This is a genomic window from Lysinibacillus sp. KCTC 33748 (assembly GCF_002237755.1).
In the GTDB taxonomy this organism is placed as follows: domain Bacteria; phylum Bacillota; class Bacilli; order Bacillales_A; family Planococcaceae; genus Lysinibacillus.
On record NZ_MWSJ01000003.1, the window covers coordinates 41,648 to 67,890 of the forward strand.

24 protein-coding genes are annotated in these 26,243 nt (G+C 38.4%); 22 read left to right on the forward strand and 2 right to left on the reverse strand.

The genetic code is table 11. The features are described 5' to 3' along the window. Positions 1-5 precede the first annotated feature (5 nt). Genes B1B04_RS05925 through spoVM form a run of 6 tightly spaced genes read left to right on the forward strand, consistent with a single transcriptional unit; the run spans position 6 to position 5,080 of the window. The gene (locus B1B04_RS05925; protein ID WP_079560412.1) at positions 6-755 is read left to right on the forward strand and encodes a Stp1/IreP family PP2C-type Ser/Thr phosphatase; all 750 of its coding nucleotides are present in this window, start codon (positions 6-8) and stop codon (positions 753-755) included. A 2-nt stretch (positions 756-757) separates the two neighbouring features. Next, the gene (gene pknB / locus B1B04_RS05930) at positions 758-2,743 is read left to right on the forward strand and encodes a Stk1 family PASTA domain-containing Ser/Thr kinase (protein WP_079560413.1); all 1,986 of its coding nucleotides are present in this window, start codon (positions 758-760) and stop codon (positions 2,741-2,743) included. 11 nt (positions 2,744-2,754) lie between these two features. After that, complete coding sequence (gene rsgA / locus B1B04_RS05935; RefSeq protein WP_079560414.1) at positions 2,755-3,639, forward strand: ribosome small subunit-dependent GTPase A; 885 nt, start codon at positions 2,755-2,757, stop codon at positions 3,637-3,639. 2 nt (positions 3,640-3,641) lie between these two features. Next, positions 3,642-4,310 (forward strand): ribulose-phosphate 3-epimerase, encoded by a 669-nt coding sequence (gene rpe, locus B1B04_RS05940; protein ID WP_079560415.1) that lies wholly within the window; start codon positions 3,642-3,644, stop codon positions 4,308-4,310. Beyond that, positions 4,307-4,960, forward strand: coding sequence for a thiamine diphosphokinase (locus tag B1B04_RS05945; protein WP_079560416.1), 654 nt, complete (start codon positions 4,307-4,309; stop codon positions 4,958-4,960). The genes rpe and B1B04_RS05945 overlap by 4 nt, the downstream gene beginning before the upstream one ends. 18 nt (positions 4,961-4,978) lie before the next feature. Continuing rightward, complete coding sequence (gene spoVM, locus B1B04_RS25315) at positions 4,979-5,080, forward strand: stage V sporulation protein SpoVM (protein WP_139376952.1); 102 nt, start codon at positions 4,979-4,981, stop codon at positions 5,078-5,080. A gap of 1,019 nt (positions 5,081-6,099) precedes the next feature. On the opposite strand, the gene rpmB is transcribed toward spoVM, so the two are convergent. Then, positions 6,100-6,288: a 50S ribosomal protein L28 gene (rpmB, locus tag B1B04_RS05955; protein WP_079560418.1), complete on the reverse strand. Its 189-nt coding sequence runs from the start codon at positions 6,286-6,288 to the stop codon at positions 6,100-6,102. 283 nt (positions 6,289-6,571) lie between these two features. Further along, positions 6,572-7,312: an IclR family transcriptional regulator gene (locus B1B04_RS05960; RefSeq protein WP_079560419.1), complete on the reverse strand. Its 741-nt coding sequence runs from the start codon at positions 7,310-7,312 to the stop codon at positions 6,572-6,574. A gap of 213 nt (positions 7,313-7,525) precedes the next feature. Here B1B04_RS05960 and B1B04_RS05970 point away from each other — a divergent pair, with 213 nt between their 5' ends. The 16 genes from B1B04_RS05970 to rnc all read left to right on the forward strand — a co-directional run bounded on the left by B1B04_RS05970 (position 7,526) and on the right by rnc (position 26,242). Next, on the forward strand, positions 7,526-8,413 hold the full coding sequence (locus B1B04_RS05970; protein WP_079560421.1) for a dimethylarginine dimethylaminohydrolase family protein: 888 nt from the start codon (positions 7,526-7,528) through the stop codon (positions 8,411-8,413). A 1-nt stretch (position 8,414) separates the two neighbouring features. Further along, positions 8,415-9,176, forward strand: a complete 762-nt coding sequence (locus B1B04_RS05975) for a dimethylarginine dimethylaminohydrolase family protein (protein ID WP_079560422.1) — start codon at positions 8,415-8,417, stop codon at positions 9,174-9,176. A gap of 156 nt (positions 9,177-9,332) precedes the next feature. Further along, complete coding sequence (locus tag B1B04_RS05980; RefSeq protein ID WP_079560423.1) at positions 9,333-10,745, forward strand: amino acid permease; 1,413 nt, start codon at positions 9,333-9,335, stop codon at positions 10,743-10,745. A gap of 486 nt (positions 10,746-11,231) precedes the next feature. Then, entirely contained in the window at positions 11,232-12,836 is a 1,605-nt protein-coding gene (locus B1B04_RS05985; RefSeq protein ID WP_079560424.1) for a M20/M25/M40 family metallo-hydrolase, read from the forward strand. A 528-nt stretch (positions 12,837-13,364) separates the two neighbouring features. Continuing rightward, the gene (locus B1B04_RS05990; RefSeq protein WP_079560425.1) at positions 13,365-14,570 is read left to right on the forward strand and encodes a GGDEF domain-containing protein; all 1,206 of its coding nucleotides are present in this window, start codon (positions 13,365-13,367) and stop codon (positions 14,568-14,570) included. 109 nt (positions 14,571-14,679) lie between these two features. Further along, positions 14,680-15,042, forward strand: coding sequence for an Asp23/Gls24 family envelope stress response protein (locus B1B04_RS05995; protein WP_079560426.1), 363 nt, complete (start codon positions 14,680-14,682; stop codon positions 15,040-15,042). 18 nt (positions 15,043-15,060) lie between these two features. Then, complete coding sequence (locus tag B1B04_RS06000) at positions 15,061-16,710, forward strand: DAK2 domain-containing protein (protein WP_079560427.1); 1,650 nt, start codon at positions 15,061-15,063, stop codon at positions 16,708-16,710. A gap of 351 nt (positions 16,711-17,061) precedes the next feature. Then, positions 17,062-17,724, forward strand: coding sequence for an L-serine ammonia-lyase, iron-sulfur-dependent subunit beta (gene sdaAB / locus B1B04_RS06005; protein WP_079560428.1), 663 nt, complete (start codon positions 17,062-17,064; stop codon positions 17,722-17,724). 14 nt (positions 17,725-17,738) lie between these two features. Then, positions 17,739-18,650: an L-serine ammonia-lyase, iron-sulfur-dependent, subunit alpha gene (gene sdaAA, locus B1B04_RS06010; RefSeq protein ID WP_079560429.1), complete on the forward strand. Its 912-nt coding sequence runs from the start codon at positions 17,739-17,741 to the stop codon at positions 18,648-18,650. Between the two features lie 543 nt (positions 18,651-19,193). Next, a complete protein-coding gene (gene recG, locus B1B04_RS06015) occupies positions 19,194-21,239 on the forward strand; it encodes an ATP-dependent DNA helicase RecG (protein ID WP_079560430.1) in 2,046 nt (681 codons plus the stop codon). A 129-nt stretch (positions 21,240-21,368) separates the two neighbouring features. Continuing rightward, a complete protein-coding gene (fapR, locus tag B1B04_RS06020) occupies positions 21,369-21,947 on the forward strand; it encodes a transcription factor FapR (RefSeq protein ID WP_079560862.1) in 579 nt (192 codons plus the stop codon). After that, the gene (gene plsX / locus B1B04_RS06025; protein ID WP_079560431.1) at positions 21,944-22,936 is read left to right on the forward strand and encodes a phosphate acyltransferase PlsX; all 993 of its coding nucleotides are present in this window, start codon (positions 21,944-21,946) and stop codon (positions 22,934-22,936) included. Before fapR ends, plsX begins: the two co-directional genes overlap by 4 nt. Positions 22,937-23,147: 211 nt before the next feature. Beyond that, positions 23,148-24,101, forward strand: a complete 954-nt coding sequence (fabD, locus tag B1B04_RS06030; protein ID WP_079560432.1) for an ACP S-malonyltransferase — start codon at positions 23,148-23,150, stop codon at positions 24,099-24,101. After that, on the forward strand, positions 24,094-24,840 hold the full coding sequence (gene fabG / locus B1B04_RS06035; RefSeq protein ID WP_079560433.1) for a 3-oxoacyl-[acyl-carrier-protein] reductase: 747 nt from the start codon (positions 24,094-24,096) through the stop codon (positions 24,838-24,840). The genes fabD and fabG overlap by 8 nt, the downstream gene beginning before the upstream one ends. A gap of 58 nt (positions 24,841-24,898) precedes the next feature. After that, positions 24,899-25,135 carry an acyl carrier protein gene (gene acpP / locus B1B04_RS06040; RefSeq protein ID WP_024362063.1) on the forward strand — a complete coding sequence of 79 codons (237 nt, stop codon included), beginning with the start codon at positions 24,899-24,901 and terminating at the stop codon, positions 25,133-25,135. 342 nt (positions 25,136-25,477) lie between these two features. Further along, positions 25,478-26,242: a ribonuclease III gene (rnc, locus tag B1B04_RS06045; RefSeq protein WP_079560434.1), complete on the forward strand. Its 765-nt coding sequence runs from the start codon at positions 25,478-25,480 to the stop codon at positions 26,240-26,242. Position 26,243: the final 1 nt, after the last annotated feature.

The window sequence follows — 26,243 nt, forward strand, 5'->3', positions numbered from 1 at the left end:
CAGTGTTGGAATACACAGTCGAAAGTGATATTGGGCTAAAACGGGCAATTAATGAAGACCGTGCGGGATTTTTTAATCGTCAAGACGGGTTTGCACTAGCACTTGTAGCGGACGGCATGGGTGGTCATAATGCTGGCGATGTAGCGAGTGATATGGCGATGAAACAGATGGAAACCGTTTTTTTACAGGCAGAGGCACATCGTTTTGCGTCAACAACATCAAAAAAAGAGTGGTTATTACAAGCAGTCAAGCAATTGAATAAAAGTATATATGACTATTCTTTATCACATGAAGACTGTAAAGGAATGGGCACGACGTTTATTGCAGTGTTAATTGAAAAAAATCATTGCTTTATCGCACATGTTGGTGATAGTCGTGTGTATTATTTCTTTGAGGATGGTGCACAACAAATAACAAGAGATCACTCCTATGTAAATGTTCTGGTTGAAAATGGTGAAATTAGTGAAGAGGAAGCGTTAACGCATCCTAAGAAAAATTTCATCTTAAAAGCTGTTGGTACAGAAGAAACGATTGAACCAGACTTTTATGAAGTTGATTTAGCATCAGAATCGTATTTACTCATTTGCTCTGACGGTTTAAGCAATAAACTTACAGTGTATGAAATGGCATCAATTATTACGTATCCAGATTCAGTAGAAGAAAAAGGACGAAAACTTGTGGAATTAGCAAATGCAAGCGGGGGGGAAGACAACATCTCCCTCGTGCTACTCACAAGGCAAGATGAGGAGGTGTAAGTATGCTTGTAGGTAAACGAATTAGTGACCGCTATAAAATTATAGGTCTTATTGGTGGCGGTGGTATGTCTAATGTTTATTTAGCGCATGACATGATTTTAAACCGTGATGTAGCGATCAAAATATTGCGCTATGATTTTACCAATGAGGATGAATTGTATCGCCGTTTCCAACGTGAAGCACTTTCTGCTACAAGCCTTACACATCCGAATATCGTTAGTGTTTATGATGTAGGTGATGATGGTGATCTACATTATATAGTGATGGAGTATGTCCAAGGAAAAACATTAAAGCAGTACATACAGGAATTTGCACCAATTTCTCCTGCCAGATGTGTGCATATTATGAAGCAGTTAACGTCAGCAATTGCCAATGCCCATGAAAATCATATTATCCACCGTGACATTAAACCTCAAAATATTTTAATGGATGCGGAAGGGAATGTGAAAATAACTGATTTTGGTATAGCGATGACGCTTAGTGCAACATCATTTACACAAACGAACTCCGTGCTTGGAACAGTGCATTATTTATCACCGGAGCAGGCTCGTGGTGGTACGGCAACAAACCGATCTGATATTTATGCACTTGGCATCGTTTTATATGAATTGTTAACGGGGGAATTGCCATTTTCAGGCGAGTCAGCTATTTCTATCGCGCTTAAACATTTACAATCAGAGACGCCATCAGTTCGCGCCTTTGATGCTACAATTCCACAAAGTGTGGAAAATGTTGTGCTAAAAGCTACAGCAAAGGATGCTTCTCACCGTTATTCGACTGTAGAGGAAATGCAAGCAGATTTAGAAACAGTTTTATCGCCGAATCGTATGAATGAACCGAAGTTTGTTATACCGGTAGATAATGATGTGACAAAGGCTATTCCGATTATAAAAGAACCAATTGCACGTCAAGACGAAGATTTAATGCAGACAAGGGCAATCGAACCAATTCTACATTCAACGCCGAAACCCGAAGCGAAGAAGCCTGTTGAAAAAACAGTACCTGTAAAGAAAAAGAAAAAGAAAAAATGGCCAATAGTTGTTGCTGGGTTAGCAATAGTAGCCATCGCCATTTTCCTATTCGTTTTTTTTGGAACAGATGCATTTAACCCAAAAAAGATACCTGTACCTAGTGTTGCTAATATGACAGTTGAAGAAGCTACTAAGAAATTAGAGGCTGAAGGCTTTACGGTTGGTCAGTCGCCGCAGGAGCGTTATGACGAGGACGTCGAAAAGGATAAGGTTATAGAAACTGACCCTACAGAGGGTACGGAGCGTGTAAAAGGCACAGAAGTAGACTTAATCGTGAGTCTTGGGATAGAAACGACGAAAGTGGAAGATTATAGAGGCCAGCAAATCAGCCAAGTTCAATCAATGCTAAAGGATAAATTTTTAGATTCTGAAGTTAGCTATGTGAATTCAAAAGAGCCTGAAGGACGAATTATTGAACAAGAGCCAGCACCACAAGAAGAGGTAGTCGCTAAGAATACAATAATGAAATTTACGGTAAGCGCAGGTGTAAAAATGATCACCGTAGATGATGTTGTGAATTACACTAAAGCTCAAATGGATGAGTATGTAAGAAGAGAAGGCTTGACATGGCGTATTGTTCGTGAAGAAAATGATGATACAATACCAGCTGGAAGTGTTAAATCACAATTGACAAGAGCAGGAACGCAGGTTGAAGCGGGTACTGCAATCCCTGTTATTTTAAGTAAAGGACCTGCAGCAAGGCCTGATAAAACTTGGGTGAAAACTGTGAAAATTGAATATAAACCAAATGAGGAAGGTTTAGAGCAAACTATTCGAATTGATATTCAAGATAAAAACCATAAAACGTTAACAACAGTTGAAACATTTACTATTACGGCTGATCAAGAGCACCGAATCCAGCTTGTTATTGCAGATGGTCAGGATGCAGCCTATAAAATTATTCGTGATTCAGAAATTATTGCTGAAGAAACATTCAACTACGATGATGTCAAATAAGGGGGAATTGGATGGCGCAAGGCCAAATTCGTAAAGCATTAAGCGGTTATTACTATGTATATGATGGAGAAGAACTAATTCAATGTCGAGGACGTGGGGTATTTCGCAATCGTGGGGAATCCCCACTCGTTGGCGACATCGTAGAATATACTCTAGAAACAAAAGGCTCGGACGGTACTATTCAAAAAATTATGGAACGCCAAAATGAATTAGTACGTCCCCCTATAGCCAATATTGATCAAGGCATTCTTGTGTTTTCTGTAAAAGAACCTAATTTTAATACAATTTTACTCGATCGTTTCTTAGTTGTTTTAGAGTCATTTCATGTTCATCCGATTATTTGTTTAACAAAGATGGATCTGCTAGAAGACCATGGACGTGAGGAATTGCAAGGCTATATAGCAGATTATGAGCGTATGGGTTATACCGTGCTACAAACCTATAAGGGTGAGGAAGAATTAGTTGAACGTCTACAACCTATTTTAAAGGAGAAAACCTCCGTATTAGCAGGGCAATCTGGAGTTGGAAAATCTACACTACTAAATACATTGATTCCAGATTTAAATTTAAAAACAGGCATTATTTCACAAAGCTTAGGGCGTGGTAAACATACAACTCGCCATGTTGAACTAATCGAAGTATGTGACGGTTTATTAGCAGATACTCCAGGATTTAGTTCATTTGATTTTGATGAAATAGAAAAAGAAGAATTAGGCGCATGTTTCCCCGAAATGGCCCGTATGGCAGATGATTGTAAATTTAGAGGCTGTTTACACTTGAAGGAACCGAAATGTGCAGTAAAAGCAGCGGTGGAGACGGGGGAAATTCGTGACTACCGCTATAAACACTACGAACAATTTTTACAAGAAATTATGGATCGAAAGCCGAGGTATTAATGATGATACAAATAGCACCATCAATTTTAGCAGCCAGCTTTGCTAAATTAGGAGAAGAAGTTAAGGAAGTAGAAAAAGCAGGTGCACAGCTTATTCATATCGATGTTATGGATGGTCATTTTGTGCCAAATATTTCATTTGGCTCTATCGTATTAGATGCCATTCGTCCTTTAACGGATTTACCGTTAGATGTACATTTAATGATCGAAAATCCTGATCAGTATATTGAACAATTCGCCAAAGCCGGGGCCGACTATATTACGGTGCATGTAGAAGCTTGCCGCCATTTACACCGTACAATCCAATTAATTCGTTCATTTGGAGTCAAACCGGGTGTTGTATTAAATCCACATACACCAATAGAATCCATTCAACACATATTAGAGGATATTGATATGGTGTTGTTCATGACTGTGAATCCAGGGTTTGGTGGGCAAAAATTCATTCATTCTGTAGTGCCAAAAATTGAAGCGTTAGCAGCTATTATTAAAGAACGTAATCTTGATATTGCTATTGAAATCGATGGTGGAATTAATGCAGAGACTATTGTTCCTTGTGCAAAAGCAGGAGCAACTATTTTTGTAGCTGGTTCAGCAATTTATAGTAAAGAAGATCGTACAGCGGCACTTCAAGAAATTTTAGCTGCTGGTGAGGCAGCGATTCAAGGATGACCAAAGTCGTTGTTTGTGCAGGTGGACCAAAAGAGGAACTCTGTTCATTTAGTCCGTTTAAAGAGCAAAGTGATGTATTATTTATCGGAGCTGATCGAGGAGCGCTATATTTAATCGAGCAAGGCATCACACCACATGCCATAGTAGGAGATTTTGACTCTTTATCAAAAGAGGAATACGAACTGGTGATGGCACATACAAATGATAGACAACGATTCCAAGAAGAAAAAGATGAAACAGATACGGACTTAGCGTTATTAAAAGCCTTGACCTATACACCACTAGAAATTGTTCTTACAGGTGTTACGGGTGGACGTTTAGATCATTATGAGGCGGCAGTTCGTTCGATTTATCGTTTACAAAAAGAGTATCCGCACGTAGTATTGAAGATTATTAATCATGCAAATATGTTGCAATTTTTAATGCCAGGCAAGCACATCATAGAAGCAGATAAGCAATATCGTTATTTATCTTTCTTTGCACATGAAGAGCCGATTAAAGATGTGACATTAAGGCAAGTAAAATATGAAACAACAAATGAAGAAATTTCTCTTGGTACATCCCGCTTTACAAGTAATGAAATAATAGATAATTCAGGGTCTATATCTTTCTCACAAGGCATATGTTTAATGATAAGAAGCATAGATTAGCGTAAGGGGGAGAGAGTCCTGAAAGTATATACATTCCAGCTGCCGAAATTTGTAAGCAGTATTACGCGTACGTGTATCAACATTTTCAAAAAAGATAAGAAAGTAAAAAAATCCGACTAATACTAGTCGGATTTTTTACTGTTTTAGAAAAATAAATGTGCCATGAAATTAATTGGGAATGTGAAAAATATGGTTCTTCGGCAAAGCGAGGGACTGATTTCCGTTCCTCTATCGCTGATCCCCAAGGAGTCGCCCAGTCGTAACGAAGATCAACCACTTCACATAGTATGTATCTTCTAGCATGTCACTTTATAATGATAAAACGAAACATCAAAAGTAACTGTATTATGTGCGAAAGCGAAGCGACAGTAACAATAGATGGACAATCTCATTGCTGCCAGAAGTTTTTCTGTATAAAATGTTTCTCATAAAACTGATAAAAGTTGAAGATTCTTATTTTCTACAGATAATAAGCTTATTTGTTGAGCTGGACAGCTAAATATAAGGCTGTTTTTCGAAAAGATTGTTGCTATTTATGCAAGAAGTAACTGTTTCTAGTTGTAAAATTGTTCAAAAGTAAGGTGGAAAGGAGAAAGGATGCAAAAAACTTTTAATAAGTTAGATAAGATCCAAATCGTTATTGCTATCGTCGCATTACTTCTAGCTATACTTGGGTTTATTTACGATAATTTAACAGAAACTGCATTCATATTAATAGCAATAAATTTACTTGTTAATCAAATTCGAAGTTTTAGAAAAGACAAAAAATCCATTTTTTCATATTTGATAATAGTGATGGCGATACTAATCATCATCCTTTCAATTCATAAGTTATTGTACTAACTGTGGCTTACTTTACACGTTTTGTAGATTAAATCTGCCTTTTAATTTTAACAGCAACAAACTTTGGGAAAATAGCTATATGTAAAGAGAACCGCTAGCAATTCCGTTTCCTTGTCATTGCTAGCGGCTTAGTCATTTTATTGTATTTATGGTTGGTCAATCCACTAGTAGGATGATTAATTACATCTTTTACATTTAAATAAATATTTACAAAGGCGGTTGGAGCTTGCCTCGTTATTAAGAAAGAAAAAAATCGATTTGCGCCAAATGCGAAATCGATTTTTTGGAAGCGACGATTAAACGCGCTCGATTTTACCTGATTTTAATGCACGAGCAGAAACCCATACACGTTTTGGTTTACCGTCTACTAAGATACGAACTTTTTGAAGGTTAGCACCCCAAGAACGTTTGCTAGCGTTCATAGCGTGGGAACGGTTGTTACCAGTACGAGCTTTACGCCCAGTGATTACACATTGTTTTGGCATGTTGTATTCCCTCCTTACTGTCAATGCTGAAAGATTATTATTTCAGTTCGGTATTTCACATACCATAATAATTTAACATACGATGACGTTCAGTGCAATAGTTTTCACATAACCTTTCAAGAAAAAAACCTTTACAGTCTAAAAACACTTGTTAAATAATGGGTGTAAATTCCTAGTTGAAACAATTATTAGGAGAAATAATTGGAAGTTTTCAATTATCCCGCCTGGTTTAGAGAAGCCTCTTAATCAGTAGGGGATAAAGAAAACCCACTTCCATCTCGTTTTATTTTCCTCGGTAGCCAAGCTTCATGGAAATACGTTTACCAGTTTCCACTAAACGCTCTGTAAGCGTATTAGTATGTTCTGCTGAAACGTTAAAGCTAACAAAACCTATACTTATCGCACCGACTATTTCATTGAAACCATTTACAATGGATACTGCGATTGAGGATGTTCCAGCTGTTCTTTCCCCATGACTAATGGCAAACCCTTGTAGTCTTATTTGATCAAGCTGTGACTCTAATTCAGAGATTTCTTCATGAGGAATAAGCTGTTCAATAATTTCCCTTGCTTGAGAAATAGGCATTGTGGCTAAAATTGCTTTATTTGCAGCCCCGATATTCATCGGAATACGAATACCTAACTGATCGTAAATTCGAATCGGGTTAGTTGTACTGTCAATTCTTTCAATGATAATTGTATCTAAACCAGCGGGCTTACTTAAATAGACGCTTTCCTCGACTTCTCTTGCTAAACGTTCTAGTTCGGGCCTAATTTTACTAATGTAGTCCATCGTATCATACACTTGTAAGCCAAGTTCCATCCATATTGTACCGAGACGATATTGTTTAGTTTGATCGTCTTGTTCAATCATTCCCTCTTTAATCATCGCTTTTAAAATTCTATGTAGTGTGCTAAGTGGTAAATTGCATTTTGCCGAAAGCTCTGAAATGGACAAACTGTTTTCATTTGCTTCAGAAGCCAAAACTTTAGCGATTGTCATAGCTCGTTCTAATAATTGCATTCATACCCCACCTCTCTTTCATTTATTTTATTTTTATTCATTGTCTACGTCTAGCTACATAATCGTGGATATTTGTTTTGTTCCCTTTGAAAAGAACGAATATATAAATTTTTCTAAATATATTGACATTATACCTTAAAGCACATATATTTTTCATATAAACTTTCCTCTTAACGGAAACGTTTTCCACTACGCGGAAAAGAGGTGAAAGGAATGCAATATTGTTCATCAATGTATGCACCTTTGAGACACGTAATAGTAAAACATCCAAAAGATGCTTTCCGAAACCAAGAATATCTTAGCGATGAATGGAAAACATTTAACTACTTATCGGAACCTAGCTATAATGAGGCTCTTAAAGAATATGCACAATTTATGAGCATTCTAGAAAAGTATGTTGAAAAAATTGATTTTTTACCAGAATCAGATGAAGTAGGGCTTGATTCGCTGTATGCGCATGATCCTGTAAAATTCACACCAAATGGTGCTATTATCTTAAAATCCGGCAAAAAATCAAGACAGCCAGAAGCAGCTGTTTATAAAGAGTTTTTACAGGAAAAGGGTATTCCGGTTATCGGAGAATTGACTGGAGAGGCTGTATCAGATGGTGGCGATATTGTTTGGCTTGATGATCGTACACTTGTTGTAGGTCGAGGCTATCGAACGAATGATGAAGCTATTCGTCAGCTAAAAGACATGACGAAGGATTTTGTTGATGAATTCATTGTTGTGCAACTACCCCATGATTTAGGTGAAGCAGAATGTTTACACTTAATGTCTTTCATTAGTATGGTAGATAAGGATTTAGCGGTTGTACATTCACGATTAATGCCAGTTTTCTTTCGTCAGCTTCTAATCGACCGAGGTATTCAATTAATTGAGGTCCTGAAAGATGAATATGATGCGCTAGGCTGTAACGTTCTAGCACTTGCGCCTAGAGTATGTATTGTCCCAATTGGAAATCCAATGACCAAGCAACAATTACTTCATGCAGGTGTAACAGTTTATGAATACAAAGGAAATGAAATTTCGATAAAAGGGACAGGTGGACCAACATGTTTAACCTGCCCAGTAGTAAGAGAAAAAAGGGAGATGAAGTAAAATGTTTAAAAATGTAATTGTAAAAAACCCAGGAAATAATTATGTAAATGGTTTAACGACTAGCGACTTAGGAAAACCAATTTTAGAAAAATTATTTGAACAGCATGAAAAATATGTTGAGGCCTTAAAAAGATGTGGAGTGGAGGTTACACAGCTTCGAGCGAATGAAGCCTTTCCAGATTCAACATTCGTAGAGGATACGGCTGTTTTAACATCTGAATTTGCCATTATTTCAAATCCAGGGGCTGAAGCTCGTAATCGTGAGATTGAGGAGATCGTACCTGTAGTTCAAAAGTTCTATGAAAAATTATATTATATCGATGGCCCAGGAACACTTGATGGCGGAGATGTATTGCAGGCAGAAAAGAAATTTTATGTCGGCATCTCTGATCGTACAAATGAAGAAGGGGCTCGACAATTTAAAGAAATCGTAGAAAAAGAAGGCTATGAGGCAACGATTGTTCCGCTAAAAGAATTTTTCCATTTAAAGACGGGCATCGCGTATGTTGGAGAAAATCGTATGGTAGTAGCAGGGGAGTTTATCGATCATCCTGCATTCGAATCCTATGAAAAAATTATTATTCCAAAAGAAGATGAGTATTCTGCAAACTGTATTCAAGTAAATGATTATGTCATTATTCCAGCAGGCTATCCAGAAACAAATCGTAAATTAAATGATCTAGGCTACCAAACAATTGAGCTTGAAATGTCGGAATTTAGAAAACATGATGGTGGGCTAAGTTGTTTGTCATTACGTTTTTAGTTCAATAAAAAAATACCCAATCAATATCAATTATGACTTAGCATAATTCCATGACACCCGCTGAAAGAAGTCAAATAGGATAAATTGATTGGGTACTTTAGTAGAGTTGATATCAGAATATTCGATATATTGATTACAACTAGAGAGTGGGGATGGATGATGAGTAAAGGAGAACAACGGCAAGATCATCAATTAAACCGTTCAATGAAGAGTCGTCATTTATTAATGCTATCGCTCGGAGGAGTTATTGGAACAGGGCTATTTTTAAATGTTGGCTTTACAATTAATCAGGCAGGTCCTGGAGGGGCATTAATTGGTTATTTATTTGGTGGCTTAATATTGTACATGGTTATGAATTGTCTTGGAGAATTAGCGGTTTATATGCCTGTAACGGGTTCTTTCCAAACCTATGCAACACGTTTTATCAGTCCTTCAGCAGGATTTTCTTTAGGATGGATGTATTTTGTCGGCTCAGCTGCCACAGCAGGGGTGGAATTTACAGCAGCGGGAATTTTGATGCAGCATTGGTTCCCGCATGTCCCTATTTGGATTTGGTGTGCCGTATTTATGGTCCTGTTATTTACTTTAAATGCATTAACAACAAGAGGCTTTGCGGAAGCGGAATTTTGGTTTGCAAGTATTAAAGTCATTGCGGTGATAGCATTTATCGTTATAGGGGTGGCAGCAATCTTTGGAATGATTCCGTTAGCTGATCGTCCGACACCACACTTTACGAATTTAGCACCGTATGGTTTATTTCCGGCAGGTATTTCAATCATCTTCGTCACAATGATGAATGTTATCTTTTCTTATCAAGGTTCTGAGCTTGTTGGTATTGCTGCAGGAGAAACTGAAAGTCCGGAAAAAAATATTCCTCGGGCAATAAAGACAATTCTTTTTAGGATTATTGTTTTCTATATTGCTTCTATTATTGTTTTATCTGCGATATTCCCTTCATCGGAGCTTGGACTATTGGAAAGTCCATTTGTCACATTGATGAATTTAGCAGGTGTTCCATATGCAGCTGGCATTATGAACTTTGTTATTTTAACGGCGATATTATCAGTAGGTAACTCATGTCTATATGCGTCCACACGTTTATTATGGTCGATGTCAAAAGAGGGAATGGCGCCAAAACTATTTGGACGACTAACGAAAAATAAAGTGCCATTCAATGCACTTGTTTTTACGATGCTTTTCTCGCTGCTTTCTTTATTAACGGGCGTGATGGAAGCAGATGCAGTATTTGTTTTACTCATGTCTATTGCAGGAATTTCTGTAACAATTTCATGGATGGGAATTTGCGCATCTCAATTGATGTTCCGGTATCGTTATGTGAAAGCAGGGGGGGATGTGGCTAATTTAAAATTTAAAACGCCATTTTATCCATTGATTCCGGTGTTCTGTATTATTTTTTGTATGCTAATTCTTGTCTTTTTAGCATTCGATCCAACACAAAGAGCGGGTTTATTATATGGAGTTGGGTTCTTTATTGCTTGCATGATTTTCTATAAATTGAAATTGAGTAAATCAAATACAGTTTCTTCTGAGATTAGCTCATCGCCATAATATGGTGTTGATTTCCGTTTCGACTGGGCGCTTTGTTGTTGCTGTCGCTTTGCTTTCGCACAGATAAAACATTTGCTGCCGCTACGCTTTCGCACAGATAAAACATTTGCCGCTGACGCTTCGCTTTCGCGCAGAGCAGAGCTTCCTAGGGGCGTCCGATGAGCCGCTTCACTCGCGTTGCTCGCTCCAAGTTCTCGGGACAACAGATGTCTTTTGCGCGAAAGCGTGAGTGCAACGTAGCGACAGTAGCAGGATGTTGGTCACGAAGGCGTTATCACAGGAAGTGATGCTTTTAGCCTTCGTTCCTCTATATCGCTGATCCCCAAGGAGTCGCCCAGTCTCCACTCCAATCAACTTATATTTATGGTATATGTTTTTTAAAAATGTCATTCCTAATTATTGGTGATGAAATTGAAATGAAAAAAGAGGAATCATTTGATATACATTTAAATGCAATTGATTTTGAGGAAATAAAGGAGAGTTTTTATGAATGTTTATCTTTGGAATACACCTGAAAAGCTACGTGCATTATTATGTGAAATTGTCAGTTGGGAAAGTAGGACATTAACTAAAGGTGAACATGAATTTGCCTATAAATTAAAAAATAAATTGCAAACGCTTTCTTATTTTCAGGAAAACCCGGAATTTATTGAATTACATGATGCGGGCCTTGAACGTAATGCTGTAACTGCCTTGTATAAGCACCCATCTGCAACCGAAACGGTTGTGCTAATTAGTCACTTTGATACGGTCCATACTGAAGAATATGGCGAGCTGGAACCATTAGCCTTTTACCCTGAAGTGCTGACAAAAAAGCTAATGGAACCTAAATACAAAAAGGATTTACCTGAAGCGGCAAGAATTGATTTGGAATCAGGTAACTATTTATTCGGTCGTGGGACGATGGATATGAAAATGGGGCTTGCTTTGCATATGCAGTTGATTGAAAAGGCAAGTATCGAAGAATGGCCCATCAACCTTATTTTAACGGCAGTGCCAGATGAAGAAGTGAATTCTGCTGGGATGCGTGCAGCAGTTGTAGAGCTTGTCAGACTTCGCGAACAGCACGGACTCTCTTATAAACTATTTTTAAATAGTGAGCCTTCTTTTTCACAAGGTCCGGCTGATATTAATGAATATATTTATTCAGGAACTATCGGTAAAATTATGCCTGCTGCCTTATTTTACGGAAAAGAGACACATGTGGGTGAGCCATTAAAAGGAATGACCGCAAATTTTATTGCTTCCTACATGACGCAGCATATGGAGTGGAATCCTGTTTTTCGTGAGACAGATCTCGGTGAAAGTACGCCATTACCTGTATCCTTACAATTAAAAGATTTAAAAATGGAGTATTCTACACAAACACCATATCGTGCAGCAGCCCTTTACAATGTGTTTTTATTAAAGCGCACAGCATCGCAAGTAATGGATATTTTTGAACAAGTTGCATTGGAAGCAATGTCAGCTTGTAATGAACAATATAAGCGAATTTGTGAGCGTGAAAAGGTACAAGGTGTAGGCGAAGTAAACGTACTTCGTTATGAGGCACTTTTAGAGTATGCGATTAATAAATTAGGCGCCCAGGAAGTAGATTTAATTAAAAGTCAAGTTATTGAAAATAGCGCATGGGATGATCGAGAGAAATCTATTCGCATTGTGGATCAGCTAATGATTCGTTGCCAGGAACTATCACCAGCGACAGTGTTGTTATATGCACCACCTTACTATCCGGCAATCAATTCATCCAATGATCCTCTTGTTATTCGATCCATTGAATTGATGAAGAAGACAGCCCAAACATTTAATATTGAAGTGGAGCAAATTCATTATTTTAATGGAATTTGTGATTTGAGCTATGTCAATTATTCGGATAACTCTAATGAATGGATAGCATTCGAACGCAACACACCTGTATGGGGAGAAACGTATAGTATTCCGTTTGAGGCAATGTCTGCATTACAGGGCCCTGTTTTAAATGTTGGACCGTTTGGGAAGGACGCTCACCAAAAGACGGAAAGACTACATGTGGATAGTGCATTTAAGGAAATGCCAGTGATGCTTGATTCGCTTATTAAAAGCCTGTTTTAATTGAAGGAATAGAATGGCATCAAGGGTTGTACAATCGAAGCGTTGTTATAAAGTTATTCTGTTCGAATATATGGTGAGGAGCCGTAATATTCACTTTGAACTTTTGGGAGTTTATAAAAATTATAATCGTTCAATTTTTTAAAAAAAGTTGGTGTATATAAACATCAGCTTTTTTGTTGTTTCGAGATTTTATGCAGCGAAAGTGGAATGTCGGATTTAGAAGTTTTGTTTTTGACTACGAAAATCAGCCACGGTAGAGTAGTTCTTTTTTCACCAATTTTGTAAAGACTACTTGTATTTTTCGTTATTTAGACGATAAAAATAGAACAAATTATCTTCATTCAGCAATGTTTTCTGTGCGAAAGCAAAGCGACAGCAACATGGTTTTAACTGTGCGAAAGCGAAGCGACAGCAACATGGTTTTAACTGTGCGAAAGCGAAGCGACAGCAACATGGTTTTAACTGTGCGAAAGCGAAGCGACAGCAACAAAATGTTTTTGCAAGTTTGTTTTATTAGGAGCGGACATTATGGAAAATCAAGAAAAGCTAGTTCTCTCTATACAGAAAGAAATGATTCAATTTAATTTAAAACGGATGCGAGCGGTAGCATGGACATTGATGTATATATCAGCCATCATTACGATTATTCATTATGGTGAGGTCTTCTTTTCGAATTCAGAAAGAGCGATGGTGTCAGCATATATAGCTATTCACACAATAATGTTTTATATAGATTTAGCGGTGTTAGTATTTGTAAAAGAGAAGAAATTTCAGGTTACAACGCTTAATATGCGAAAATATGAATCTATCTTACTTGCTTATATCTATACGATATTGTTATTGATTACTGTAATAACTGTAATGGACGTTTATTTCTTTAAACATGCAGCTCTTTATGAGGTACTATTTTTAATGATTTGCACTGTTTTTTCCATACCTTTTCGGAAAATTTTTCGGATTATGGTAATAACAGTACCACCGATTTTAATAAGTGCTTATCTGAGTGTTGGGGTATCAGGTGAAGGTATTAAAATACTTTTACCGATGTCCCTTATTATTCCTATAGGGCTAGTTATTCAGCGACATATTTATAAAATGCAAAGACAATTTACGAAGGAACATATTTTATTGCAAGAAGAAATGACAAAATCCAAGAAATTGTCAAAATTATTAGCTGAGAAAAATAATGAGCTATCAGAGCAAGCGCTTCGGGACACGTTGACCAATTTACCAAATCGACGGGCTTTAAATAATAAATTGACACATATAGGGCAACAACTTAGTAAACCAGAATCTTTATCTGTCATGATGATTGATATTGATTTCTTTAAAAATTTTAATGATTATTACGGTCATTTACAAGGTGATGATGCATTAATAAAAGTGGCGACTCTTTTAGAGGAAATTGCAGAAAAGTATAATGCATTTGCAGCACGTTGGGGAGGCGAAGAATTCGTAATCGTTAGCCAACATACGGCCAAGTTTTCAGAGCATGTTTGTGAGGAAATTTTAGAGGAAGTACGCAACTTAAACATTCGTCATGAGCATTCGATAGTAGCTGATATTGTAACGGTCAGCATAGGGATGTGTCATGTTAAACTTACAAATAGCGAGCAATTGAAAACATGCTGTGAATTAGCTGATCAAGCATTATACTCAGCAAAGCAACAAGGTCGTAACAACTTTTACAGCAAAAGTGGAAATTTCGATGAAGATGTATGTTTGCCTTTGTAATGTCAGAAAAACGTTGATACAGTGCGCTTTCATGCCTTCCAAGGTTGCTTAATGTATAACGAAAGTGTTACAATATCATTTAGTCAAAAAGAGCCAAGGGGGCATTTCTATGTCAATTGAGTTAAACAATGAATTCGGCCAAATTGATATTTCAACAGATGTACTTGCACAAATAGCTGGTGGCGCTGCTGTTGAATGCTACGGTATTGTTGGCATGGCATCTAAACATCAAATTCGTGATGGTCTAACTGATATTTTACGTAAAGAAAATTTTGCAAAAGGTGTTGTAATTCGAAAACAGGGCGACGATTTACATATTGATATGTACATTATTGTTAGTTACGGGACAAAAATTTCGGAAGTTGCTTATCAAGTACAATCGAAAGTGAAATATACAGTGGATAAAACATTAGGTATGAGCGTAAAATCTGTCAATATCTTTGTGCAGGGCGTTCGTGTAGCGAATGATTAAGAGGAGGAACTAAATCTAATGCAGTCTTTAGACGGAATAAAGTTTGCAGAAATGGTGCAAATGGGTGCCCATCACCTATTCCAAAATGCAAATTATGTTGATTCATTAAATGTATTTCCAGTACCAGATGGTGATACAGGAACGAATATGAACTTATCGATGACATCTGGAGCAAAGGAAACGGAGCAATATGTTTCAGAACATATCGGCAAAACATCCCAAGCTTTATCAAAAGGTTTACTTATGGGAGCACGCGGGAATTCTGGCGTTATTTTATCGCAGTTATTCCGTGGCTTTGGTAAATTTATTGAAAAAGAAGCGACAATTGATGCTAAGGGCTTAGCGGATGCTTTCCAAGCTGGCGTTGAAACTGCCTATAAAGCAGTAATGAAACCGGTTGAAGGTACAATTTTAACAGTTGCACGTGAAGCGGCGAAAAAAGGCGTGGAAGTGGCAGAAACTGAAACCGATATCATTGCAGTAATGGAAGCATTTACTGCTGAAGCACAGGCTTCATTAGAGCGTACACCTGATCTTTTACCTGTTTTAAAAGAAGTAGGTGTTGTAGATAGTGGCGGCCAAGGTCTATTGTTTGTGTATGAAGGATTTTTAGCATCCTTAAAAGGTGAGCCATTACCGGTGAAAAATGAAGCAACTTTAGATGATTTAATTAATGCAGAACATCATAGAGCGCAAGATTTCATGGATACTTCGGATATTGAGTTTGGGTATTGTACAGAAATCATGGTACGTTTTGAAGAAGGAAAAGAGCCGTTTAGCGAGGATCAATTCCGTAATGAATTAAACCCACTAGGTGATTCTTTACTTGTTATTTCAGATGAAGAGATCGCAAAAGTGCATATTCATTCTGAGCAACCAGGCTCTGTTTTAGCAATGGGTCAAAAATATGGTAGTCTTATTAAAATTAAGGTCGACAATATGCGTGAACAGCATTCTGCCATTGTTGGTGAGGATCATAAAGCACCTTCTCCAGTCAAAAAAGCAGAAAAGCATCCATATGCAATTGTAACGATTGCAATGGGCGAGGGAGTTGCTGAATTACTTCGTTCAATTGGTGCTTCTTATGTTATTGAAGGCGGTCAAACAATGAACCCTTCAACTGAAGATATTGTGAAGGCGGTACAGGAAATTGGTGCTGAAAAAGTATTAATTTTACCGAATAACAAAAATATCGTCATGGCAGCAGAACAAGCAGTAGAGCTTTTAGATATAGAAGCGGCTGTAGTTCCAACGAAAACAATCCCTCAAGGTATGGCAGCGATTTTATCGTTTAATCCAGAGGCGACAGTTGAAATGAACCAAGCAACAATGACAGAAGCTTATGCAAATGTTAAAACAGGTCAAGTAACTTATGCAGTTCGAGATACATCTATTGATGGTGTGGAAATTCATAAGGACGATTTCATGGCTCTTGCAGAAGGTAAAATTGTATTATCTACTCCGGCATTAAAAGATGCCGCTGAGAAGGTAATTACTGATTTAGTGGATGAAGACGCAGAAATTGTAACAGTCATTTATGGTGAAGATACAACGGAAGAAAATGCTTCAGAATTAGTGAAATTTATAGAAGAGAATTATCCAGAGGTTGAAGTAGAGTTATTTAATGGTAAACAAGGATTATATCCGTATATTATTTCAGTAGAATAATTCGATGCTACTTTGTGAATGAGTAGATAAAGCAGTGCACACAATGTGTACTGCTTTTGTTTATGGTACAAAGAGACTAGGGGATTATATTGGATATAAATCAGCTGGAATAAACGATTTGGTGTGCGTATCCAGAAGACAATGCATTTGTAAATGCTAGAATATCAGCAGTTTGAAATTATTGTTTATTTGGAGTAGACAAAAGTTAATCAATATTTCCACTGTGTAAATTATAGTCGCTTAAATTTTCTGAAAGTTGATAAAGAAATGCTTTGCTTTTATAGTAACTATCAAGCATTATATAAGTAAAAAATCAAAAATATTATATAGATAGAATAGAGGGGTGTTAGTATGAAGTTTACTTCAGTATTTGATATTATTGGACCGGTGATGATTGGACCTTCTTCTTCCCATACGGCAGGTGCGGCACGAATTGGGCGTGTTGCTAGAGATTTATTTGGAAGACAACCAAAGTGGGCAAAAATACACTTATATGGTTCGTTTGCGGAAACGTATAAAGGACATGGAACAGATGTAGCTTTGATTGGTGGTCTATTAAATTACGATACATTCGATGAACGAATAAAAACAGCTTTTGCCGATGCAGAAAAGGCGGGATTAGACTATGAGTTTATCCCAGAAACAGCTAACATGGAACATCCGAATACGGCTCGCCTTGTAATTGGCGATGATGAAGGAGAGATGTCCGTTGTTGGTATTTCGATCGGTGGAGGTAAAATTGAAGTTAGTGAGGTTAATGGCTTCAAGCTGCGACTAACAGGTGGCATGCCAGCAATTCTTGTTGTCCATGATGATCGAGCTGGCTGTATTGCCAATGTGGCAAATTGCTTAGCGATGCATGCGGTCAATATTGGGCATATGGAAGTTTCACGTATTGAACGTGGTTTAACAGCCCTTATGGTAATAGAAGTCGATCAAAACATCGAGGATAAAGTATTGCAACAAATTTCTTTAATACCACATATTTCGAAGGTTTCTAAAATTAATAACTAAGGAGGTGTCCCAATATGGACGTATTGTTTCATAATGTTCGTGAACTAGTTGAACGAGCAGAGCAAGAAGGAAAACTAATTTCTGAAATTATGATAGAGCAAGAAATGTTAATAACTGGACGCACTAGAGAAGAAATTATACAGCAAATGGACAATAATTTGACGGTGATGGAGGAAGCTATTGAAAGAGGCTTAAATGGTGTTAAATCTGTAACGGGCTTAACAGGCGGTGACGCGGTATTGCTTCAGAATTACATTGCGCAGGGAAATTCATTGTCAGGAGATTTATTACTAGATGCGGTAAGTAAAGCGGTTGCGACAAATGAAGTTAATGCGGCTATGGGGACAATTTGTGCTACCCCAACTGCAGGCTCGGCTGGAGTTGTACCAGGGACATTGTTTGCAGTGAAGAACAAGCTAAATCCGACACGTGAGCAAATGATTCGTTATTTATTCACATCGGGTGCTTTCGGCTTCGTAGTTGCCAATAATGCTTCGATTTCAGGTGCTGCTGGTGGCTGTCAAGCAGAGGTTGGCTCAGCTGCTGGAATGGCGGCGGCTGCAATTGTTGAGATGGCTGGTGGTACCCCGCAGCAATGTTCAGAAGCATTTGCCATTACACTCAAAAATATGCTAGGGCTTGTTTGTGATCCAGTAGCTGGATTAGTAGAGGTTCCTTGTGTTAAACGGAATGCTATGGGAGCGGCGAATTCACTTGTGGCAGCGGATATGGCACTTGCGGGGGTTACAAGTCGCATCCCGTGTGATGAAGTGATTGGCGCGATGTATCGAATTGGACAATCTATGAGTCCGAATTTAAAAGAAACTGCTCGTGGAGGCCTAGCTGCAACTCCAACAGGTAAAGCTATTAGCAAAGCCATTTTTGATAATGGCAATTTAGAAAGTATTAAGTCACTTCAAAAATAAAAGATAGTAAACACGCTTCCTCAGGGGGAGCGTGTTTTTTTTGAGGTGAAAATGAAAAGCGTAATGGTGAAATGGTACGGGTGGATATTTTGGACAAAGAGTATAATTTCTCTTGTTGATACTCCCAATTCTAGTCTCATCACCATAACGTGTGGTTGATTTCCGTTCCGACTGGAGCGGCAGCAGCACCGATGTTGGTCACGAAGGCGTTATCACAGGATGTGATACTCTTAGCTTTTGTTCCCCTTTTAGATAAATTGAAGTTATGGGGAAATTGGATGAAAAAGTGATAATTTTTTCGATATAATTAACTTTCAATCAATTATTAATGAATTGAATTGCTATCTTACTTAAAATGAAAAGTTATATAATGATGTGGAGAATAATACGTGTTCAAATGTTTAAACGCTAACAACGATATAATGAAATCTTAGGGTAATCGTAAGAAAGGGGAAACTCATATGCTGAAAAATAGTATAGTGATACGAATGACTGTAGATAAAGTACTTGTGGTGAAAAATTTAGAAGGGGCTGTCGTGCAAGGTGACTGATTTAACGAACCCCGTTACTAATTTAAAGGGAATCGGGAAAGAAACAGCAGGACATTTAGAAGCATTGGGCATCGAGACAGTAGCGGATTTATTATGGACGTTTCCGCATCGACACGAGGATTTTCGTTTAAAAGATTTGGCGCAAACACCACATAATGAACGTGTCACTGTTGAGTGTAAAGTTGAGCGTGAACCAACAGTATTGTTTTTAGGTCGCAATAAATCACGATTACAAGTGACGGTGCTGGCAGGTCGACATTTAGTGAAGGTTGTTTTTTTTAATCAAGGATACTTAAAGCAAAAGCTTGTACCTGGAGCTATTATTACCGTTACAGGTAAATGGGACCGAGGCAGACAAGTTATTAATGGAACGTCTGTAACATTTGGTCCTAAGACAGATCAAGTTGACTTTGAACCTGTTTATAGTTTAAAAGGTTTAATTCCGCAAAAACGTTTTCGTAAATATATGCGCCAGGTGCTAGATGAGTTTGGTGCTGATATACCTGATGCTGTTCCACAGCGCTTACGCACGGATTATAAGCTCGCTACAATACGTGATGGGCTTGAGGGAATCCATTTCCCTATTGATGCAGGACATGCAAAGCAGGCTAGAAGGCGCTTTGCTTATGAAGAGTTGCTAAACTTTCAACTACGTATTCAGGCGTTACGTAAAATTCGAAAGGACAGTGAGCACGGTACTGTCATACAGTTTGATTTGCAAAAGATACGTGCCTTTATTGCATCGTTACCATATGAATTGACTGGTGCGCAAAAACGCGTTGTCAATGAAATTTGCAAAGATTTAAAAGAGCCACATCGTATGAACCGCTTACTCCAAGGTGATGTAGGGTCAGGGAAAACTGTTGTCGCGGCAATATGTTTATATGCGGCTATAACTGCTGGTTTTCAAGGGGCATTAATGGCACCAACGGAAATTTTAGCAGAGCAGCATGCTGAGAGTTTGAAGGAATGGTTTGAGCCATTTGGCGTACGTGTAGCTTTATTATCGGGATCGACAAAGGCGAAGGAGCGTCGCTTGCTTTTGGAAGAACTAGTAAATGGAGATATCGATATTTTAATTGGTACACATGCGCTAATTCAGCCAGATGTCGTTTTTTACAAACTAGGTTTTGTTATTACAGATGAACAGCACCGTTTTGGTGTTGAGCAGCGTAGAATATTGCGTGATAAAGGAGAAAACCCAGATGTGCTCTTTATGACGGCAACACCAATTCCTCGTACACTCGCTATTACAGCATTTGGAGAAATGGATGTTTCAATGATCGATGAAATGCCGGCAGGGCGTAAGCAAATTGAAACACATTGGATGAAAAAAGAGCAATTTGGCTCTGTGATGTCAAAGCTAGAATTAGACCTTGCCGCCGGTAGACAGGCGTATGCTATTTGTCCGCTGATCGAGGAATCAGACAAGCTAGATGTACAAAATGCTGTAGAAATCTATGAGCAGCTTGCAGCGTATTTTAATGGGCGTTACAATGTCGGATTAATGCATGGTCGCCTATCTGCGGATGAAAAAGACACTGTCATGCGAGCCTTTAGTGAAGGAACTATTCATGTGCTTGTGTCTACAACCGTTGTTGAGGTTGGGGTTAACGTGCCGAATGCAACGTTTATGATTATTTATGACGCTGAACGCTTCGGCTTAGCACAGCTACATCAGCTACGAGGGCGTGTTGGACGAGGAGAACATCAGTCGTATTGTGTGTTGCTTGCCGATCCAAAATCCGATGAAGGTAAAGAGCGAATGCAGTCGATGACGGAAACGAATGATGGTTTCCGCCTTGCTGAAAAGGATTTGGAACTACGTGGTCCAGGGGATTTCTTTGGTCGTAAACAAAGCGGCTTGCCAGATTTTAAAGTAGCGGATTTAGTGCACGATTATCGAATACTTGAAACTGCGAGAAAAGATGCGACGGATATGATTGAAACAGATTCTTTTTGGCGTGATGATGAGTATAAATATTTACGTGACATGCTTGAAAATTCTGGCGTTTTACAAGGAGATCGCTTCGATTAGTTGAATATTAATGTTCAATTAGGAATGTGAGCACTTGTTTATAAAACAAGTCTTGCATTCTTTTTTTATACTCTATATACTGATATTAGTACCAAGTGCTAATAACAACTAAAAAGGTGGCGAATGATGTTGAGACGAACGAAAAAAGAGCGACAGCGACTATTATCCGAAACGATAGCTGATAATCCATTCGTCACAGATGAACAGCTAGCAACACAGTTTCAGGTTAGTGTCCAAACAATTCGTTTAGATCGTATGGAGTTAGCGATTCCGGAATTACGAGAACGAATTAAAGATGTTGCTTCAAAAACCTATGAAAATGAAGTGAAATCACTACCGATTGATGAAGTAATCGGAGAAATAATTGATATTGAATTGGATAATCGTGCATTATCTATTTTTGACGTAAAAGAAGAACATGTTTTTCAGCGCAATGGCATCGCACGTGGACATCATTTGTTTGCGCAGGCAAACTCATTAGCGGTAGCAGTTATTGACGATGAACTAGCATTAACAGTACATTCTAACATTTCCTTTGTGAAACCTGTTAGAGCTGGAGATCGTGTTATTACAAAAGCAATCGTTATCGGACGTGATGAAAAAAGTCATCGTACAAAAGTAGAGTTAACGTCCACTGTTAACGGTGAAACAGTTTTTGTTGGTGAATTTGATATGTACCGCACGAAAGGTAAAGGTGAACAACAATGAAATTAGCGCTTGATGGAATGGGTGGCGACAACGCACCGAAATCAGTTGTTGAAGGTGCTTTATTAGCATTAGAGCAAATTCCGAATTTAGAAATTCAATTATATGGTCAGCAGGAAAAGCTTGAACCATTTATAAAAATACATGATCGATTAACTGTAGTACATTGTGGTGAAGTTGTCGAAGGGACAGACGATCCAGCACGCGCGGTTCGTCGTAAAAAGGATTCATCGATGGCACGAATGATGGATGCAGTTGAAGAAGGTAAGGCGGATGCTTGTCTTTCAGCTGGTAATACAGGTGCTTTAATGGCAGGAGGCTTATTTAAAGTAGGACGTATTGAAGGCATTGCTAGACCTGCTCTAGCTACTACACTTCCTACTTTAGATGGTAAGGGCTTTTTAATGCTTGATTTAGGAGCAAATGCAGACGCGCGACCGGAGCATTTATTGCAATATGCAATTATGGGCGATATTTATGCGAAAAAGGTAGGCGGCTTACAAAAGCCACGTATCGGCTTGTTAAATATCGGTACCGAGGATAAAAAAGGAAATGAATTAACGAAGGCGGCTTTTGGTTTATTAAAAGAAGCGGATTTAAACTTTATCGGCAACGTAGAAGCTCGAGATTTACTTGAAGGGGTAGCAGACGTTGTTGTAACAGATGGCTTTACAGGTAATATGGTACTTAAATCAATAGAAGGTACTGCTGGTGCGTTATTTTCAATGTTAAAAGAGGCGTTTATGGCTTCAACAAAAACAAAAATTTCGGCAGTACTTATGAAAAATAATTTACGTGACCTAAAAAACAAAATGGACTATACAGAGTATGGTGGTGCAGGCTTGTTTGGTTTACAAGCACCTGTGATTAAGGCACATGGCTCATCCAATGCTAAAGCAATATACAGTGCAATTCGCCAAGCGAATACGATGGTTGAGCATACAGTCATCTCGACAATTACAGAAACAGTACGTCACGTAGAAATCGATTAACTTTTTTTAGCAGATGTTTTTTTGTACCGAAAGCCTAGCGACAAGTACAGGTGTCCAAACACCCGCTGAAATATAGGAACTCAGTCTAAGAACGCCACGTCCTGTGGCATTACCGAAATGACCGACATCGTGTTGGCCTTCGTGCAGGCCTGAGCTCAAAGCCGATTCCTATGCCGAGGCATAATTGATTAAAAAAGGGGATTAATGAGAAATGACGAAAATAGCATTTATTTTTCCAGGCCAAGGTTCTCAAGTAGTGGGGATGGGGCAAGAGTTTATTGAGAATTCGGCAGAAAGTAAAGCATTTTATGAGCGTGCAAATCAATCACTTGGCTTTGAGTTATCTAAGCTTATGCTAGAGGGACCGGCTGAGGAGTTAACGTTGACTTACCATGCTCAACCTGCACTCCTAACTACAGGTGTGATGGTTGCTGAAAAATTACGTGCAGCAGGTATTATGCCAAATTATACAGCTGGACATTCACTTGGGGAATATGGCGCATTAGTAATCGCTGGTGTGCTATCGTTTGAGGATGCCGTGTCTGTTGTGCATAAGCGTGGACTTTATATGAATGAAGCTGTGCCTGCAGGGCAAGGTGCTATGGCTGCCATTTTAGGGATGGAGCTTGAGGCATTGCATGCAGTAACTGAAAAAGTATCTGTAGCAGGTGATCCAGTTCAAGTTGCAAATGTAAACTGTCCTGGACAAATTGTTATTTCTGGCACAAAGGAAGGCGTTGAAAAAGCTTCTTTAGCGGCTAAGGAAGCTGGTGCAAAACGAGCAATTCCTTTAGTTGTTAGTGGTCCATTCCATTCAGAGTTAATGCGACCATCATCTGAAAAGCTGAGAGAAACGTTGGCTGATATATCATTGTCAGTTCCGCAAATTCCAGTAGTCGGTAATGTAATGGCGAAAGAGCTAGAGGATGTTCTGGCTATTCAACATGAATTAGTAGAACAAGTATATAGTGCTGTGCAATGGGAAGCATCTGTGCGTGAAATGATTTCGCAAGGTGTGGATGTCTTTATTGAATGTGGACCAGGCAAAGTATTGAGTGGATTAGTGAAAAAAATCGATCGTTCTGTCACGACATACTGTGTTTATGATGAAACATCATTAGAGGCTGTACTAGAAGCATCGAAGGAGTGGACGATTAATGCGTAAATTAGAGGGTAAAGTAGCTGTTGTAACTGGTGCTTCACGTGGAATAGGACGTGCTATTGCATTAAAGCTTGCTAATGAGGGTGCTAAAGTTGTCGTAAACTACAGCGGTTCTCAAGCAAAAGCCGAAGAAGTTGTCGCAATGATTCAAGAAAATGGTGGCGAGGCAATAGCTGTACAAGCAAGTGTTTCAAAAACAGAGGAAGTTACAGCGTTAATGGATGCAACGGTGAAAACATTCGGCTCGCTTGATATTTTAGTAAATAATGCGGGGATTACACGTGATAACTTGTTAATGCGTATGAAAGAAGATGAATGGGACGATGTGTTAGATACGAACCTAAAGGGCGTATTCCTTTGTACAAAAGCAGTAACACGTCAAATGATGAAGCAACGTGCAGGCCGTATCATTAATATTTCATCCATTGTCGGTGTAGCTGGTAATGCGGGGCAAGCTAATTACGTAGCTGCAAAAGCAGGTGTTATTGGATTAACTAAAACGACTGCTAAGGAATTAGCATCACGTAATATTTTAGTAAACGCGCTTGCACCAGGCTTTATTGAAACTGAAATGACTGATCAACTACCAGAAGATATAAAGCAAGGTATGCTTACGCAAATTCCGCTAGCGAAACTTGGGCAGCCTGAGGATATTGCGAAGGCTGTAGCTTTCCTAGCTTCAGATGATGCCAACTATATGACGGGTCAAACGTTACATATAGATGGCGGCATGGTCATGTAATTTCAATTAGTCATAAATAATGATTTTTTGTATAATCATTTGAGGGGAGGTGAATGATTTGACTACAGTATTAGAACGCGTAACAAAAGTAATCGTAGACCGTTTAGGTGTTGAGGAAAGTGAAGTTACTCTAGAAGCTTCTTTCCGTGATGATTTAGGTGCTGACTCATTAGACGTTGTTGAGCTTGTAATGGAGCTTGAAGACGAATTCGATATGGAAATTTCTGATGAAGATGCTGAAAAAATCTCAACAGTTGGTTCTGCAATTTCATACATCGAAGGTAAAATCAACTAATTCGTTTTAACTTTATAGCAGAAATTAATCACCTCTAGCGGTGTTGACATGACTGCGGTCATTTTACAATAAAAGTTTATGATTCAATAAAGTTAAAGCCTTTGGCAGAAATTACTCTTGCTTTTCTTTCATGTGAAGAGCAGAAAATGCTAAGGTGTATTTTTAAAAAAAGGGACGAAATGGTTCGTTGTGCGAACTGTGAACGTCCCTTTTTTTTATTTTGGAAAAAAATTAAATGATTAAACTTCCAAAACATTGCATTTAAGCCGAAATACTTTTGCATAAATGCCTTGAAAAAGGTACACTTAAACGGTAGAAACTATTAGGAAGGCAGATTGTTCAATGGCTATGAAAAGAAAAGGAACTATGCAGAAATCTGGCGTGCTTCCTGAAAAAGTACGCAATCAATTCGAGCTGTTACAGCATGAATTAAATATCACATTTAGTAATAAAAATTTATTGTATCAAGCATTCACGCATTCATCTTATGTGAATGAGCATCGCCGTAAATTGTTTACGGATAATGAGCGTCTTGAATTTTTAGGAGACGCAGTACTTGAACTGTCTGTTTCTAAATACCTTTTTGAGAAATACCCTAATATGAGTGAGGGTGAGTTGACGAAGCTACGAGCATCTATAGTATGTGAGCCATCACTTGTTATCTTTGCAAATGAATTAGGTTTTGGCCGCTTTGTATTACTCGGAAAAGGTGAGGAACTAACAGGTGGACGGGAACGCCCAGCGCTACTTGCAGATGTATTTGAGTCATTTGTTGGCGCCCTTTATTTAGATCAAGGCTTACAAACGGTTGTGTCCTTTTTAGAACGAATCGTATTCCCGAAAGTAGAAGTCGGTGCTTTTTCGCATGTGATGGATTTTAAAAGCCAATTGCAAGAAATGGTGCAGCAAACAAATAACGGTCTTCTTCATTATGAAATTGTTGATGAAAAGGGTCCAGCGCATAACCGTACCTTTGTATCGAGCGTACTGTTGAATGGACAGGAGCTTGGAATTGGTCGTGGGAAATCAAAAAAAGAAGCCGAGCAGCAAGCAGCGCAATGTGCAATGCGTACGATGCGTGAACGCACTGCAAAAGAGGAGGCTTAAT

Excerpts from the sequence above, each read along its gene's own strand:
- pknB (WP_079560413.1), top strand. The coding sequence starts at position 758 with ATGCTTGTAGGTAAACGAATTAGTGACCGCTATAAAATTATAGGTCTT.
- rsgA (WP_079560414.1), top strand. The coding sequence starts at position 2,755 with ATGGCGCAAGGCCAAATTCGTAAAGCATTAAGCGGTTATTACTATGTA.
- rpe (WP_079560415.1), top strand. The coding sequence starts at position 3,642 with ATGATACAAATAGCACCATCAATTTTAGCAGCCAGCTTTGCTAAATTA.
- B1B04_RS05945 (WP_079560416.1), top strand. The coding sequence starts at position 4,307 with ATGACCAAAGTCGTTGTTTGTGCAGGTGGACCAAAAGAGGAACTCTGT.
- rpmB (WP_079560418.1), bottom strand. The coding sequence starts at position 6,288 with ATGCCAAAACAATGTGTAATCACTGGGCGTAAAGCTCGTACTGGTAAC.
- B1B04_RS05960 (WP_079560419.1), bottom strand. The coding sequence starts at position 7,312 with ATGCAATTATTAGAACGAGCTATGACAATCGCTAAAGTTTTGGCTTCT.
- B1B04_RS05970 (WP_079560421.1), top strand. The coding sequence starts at position 7,526 with ATGCAATATTGTTCATCAATGTATGCACCTTTGAGACACGTAATAGTA.
- B1B04_RS05975 (WP_079560422.1), top strand. The coding sequence starts at position 8,415 with ATGTTTAAAAATGTAATTGTAAAAAACCCAGGAAATAATTATGTAAAT.
- B1B04_RS05980 (WP_079560423.1), top strand. The coding sequence starts at position 9,333 with ATGATGAGTAAAGGAGAACAACGGCAAGATCATCAATTAAACCGTTCA.
- B1B04_RS05985 (WP_079560424.1), top strand. The coding sequence starts at position 11,232 with ATGAATGTTTATCTTTGGAATACACCTGAAAAGCTACGTGCATTATTA.
- B1B04_RS05990 (WP_079560425.1), top strand. The coding sequence starts at position 13,365 with ATGGAAAATCAAGAAAAGCTAGTTCTCTCTATACAGAAAGAAATGATT.
- B1B04_RS05995 (WP_079560426.1), top strand. The coding sequence starts at position 14,680 with ATGTCAATTGAGTTAAACAATGAATTCGGCCAAATTGATATTTCAACA.
- B1B04_RS06000 (WP_079560427.1), top strand. The coding sequence starts at position 15,061 with ATGCAGTCTTTAGACGGAATAAAGTTTGCAGAAATGGTGCAAATGGGT.
- sdaAB (WP_079560428.1), top strand. The coding sequence starts at position 17,062 with ATGAAGTTTACTTCAGTATTTGATATTATTGGACCGGTGATGATTGGA.
- sdaAA (WP_079560429.1), top strand. The coding sequence starts at position 17,739 with ATGGACGTATTGTTTCATAATGTTCGTGAACTAGTTGAACGAGCAGAG.
- plsX (WP_079560431.1), top strand. The coding sequence starts at position 21,944 with ATGAAATTAGCGCTTGATGGAATGGGTGGCGACAACGCACCGAAATCA.
- fabD (WP_079560432.1), top strand. The coding sequence starts at position 23,148 with ATGACGAAAATAGCATTTATTTTTCCAGGCCAAGGTTCTCAAGTAGTG.
- fabG (WP_079560433.1), top strand. The coding sequence starts at position 24,094 with ATGCGTAAATTAGAGGGTAAAGTAGCTGTTGTAACTGGTGCTTCACGT.
- rnc (WP_079560434.1), top strand. The coding sequence starts at position 25,478 with ATGGCTATGAAAAGAAAAGGAACTATGCAGAAATCTGGCGTGCTTCCT.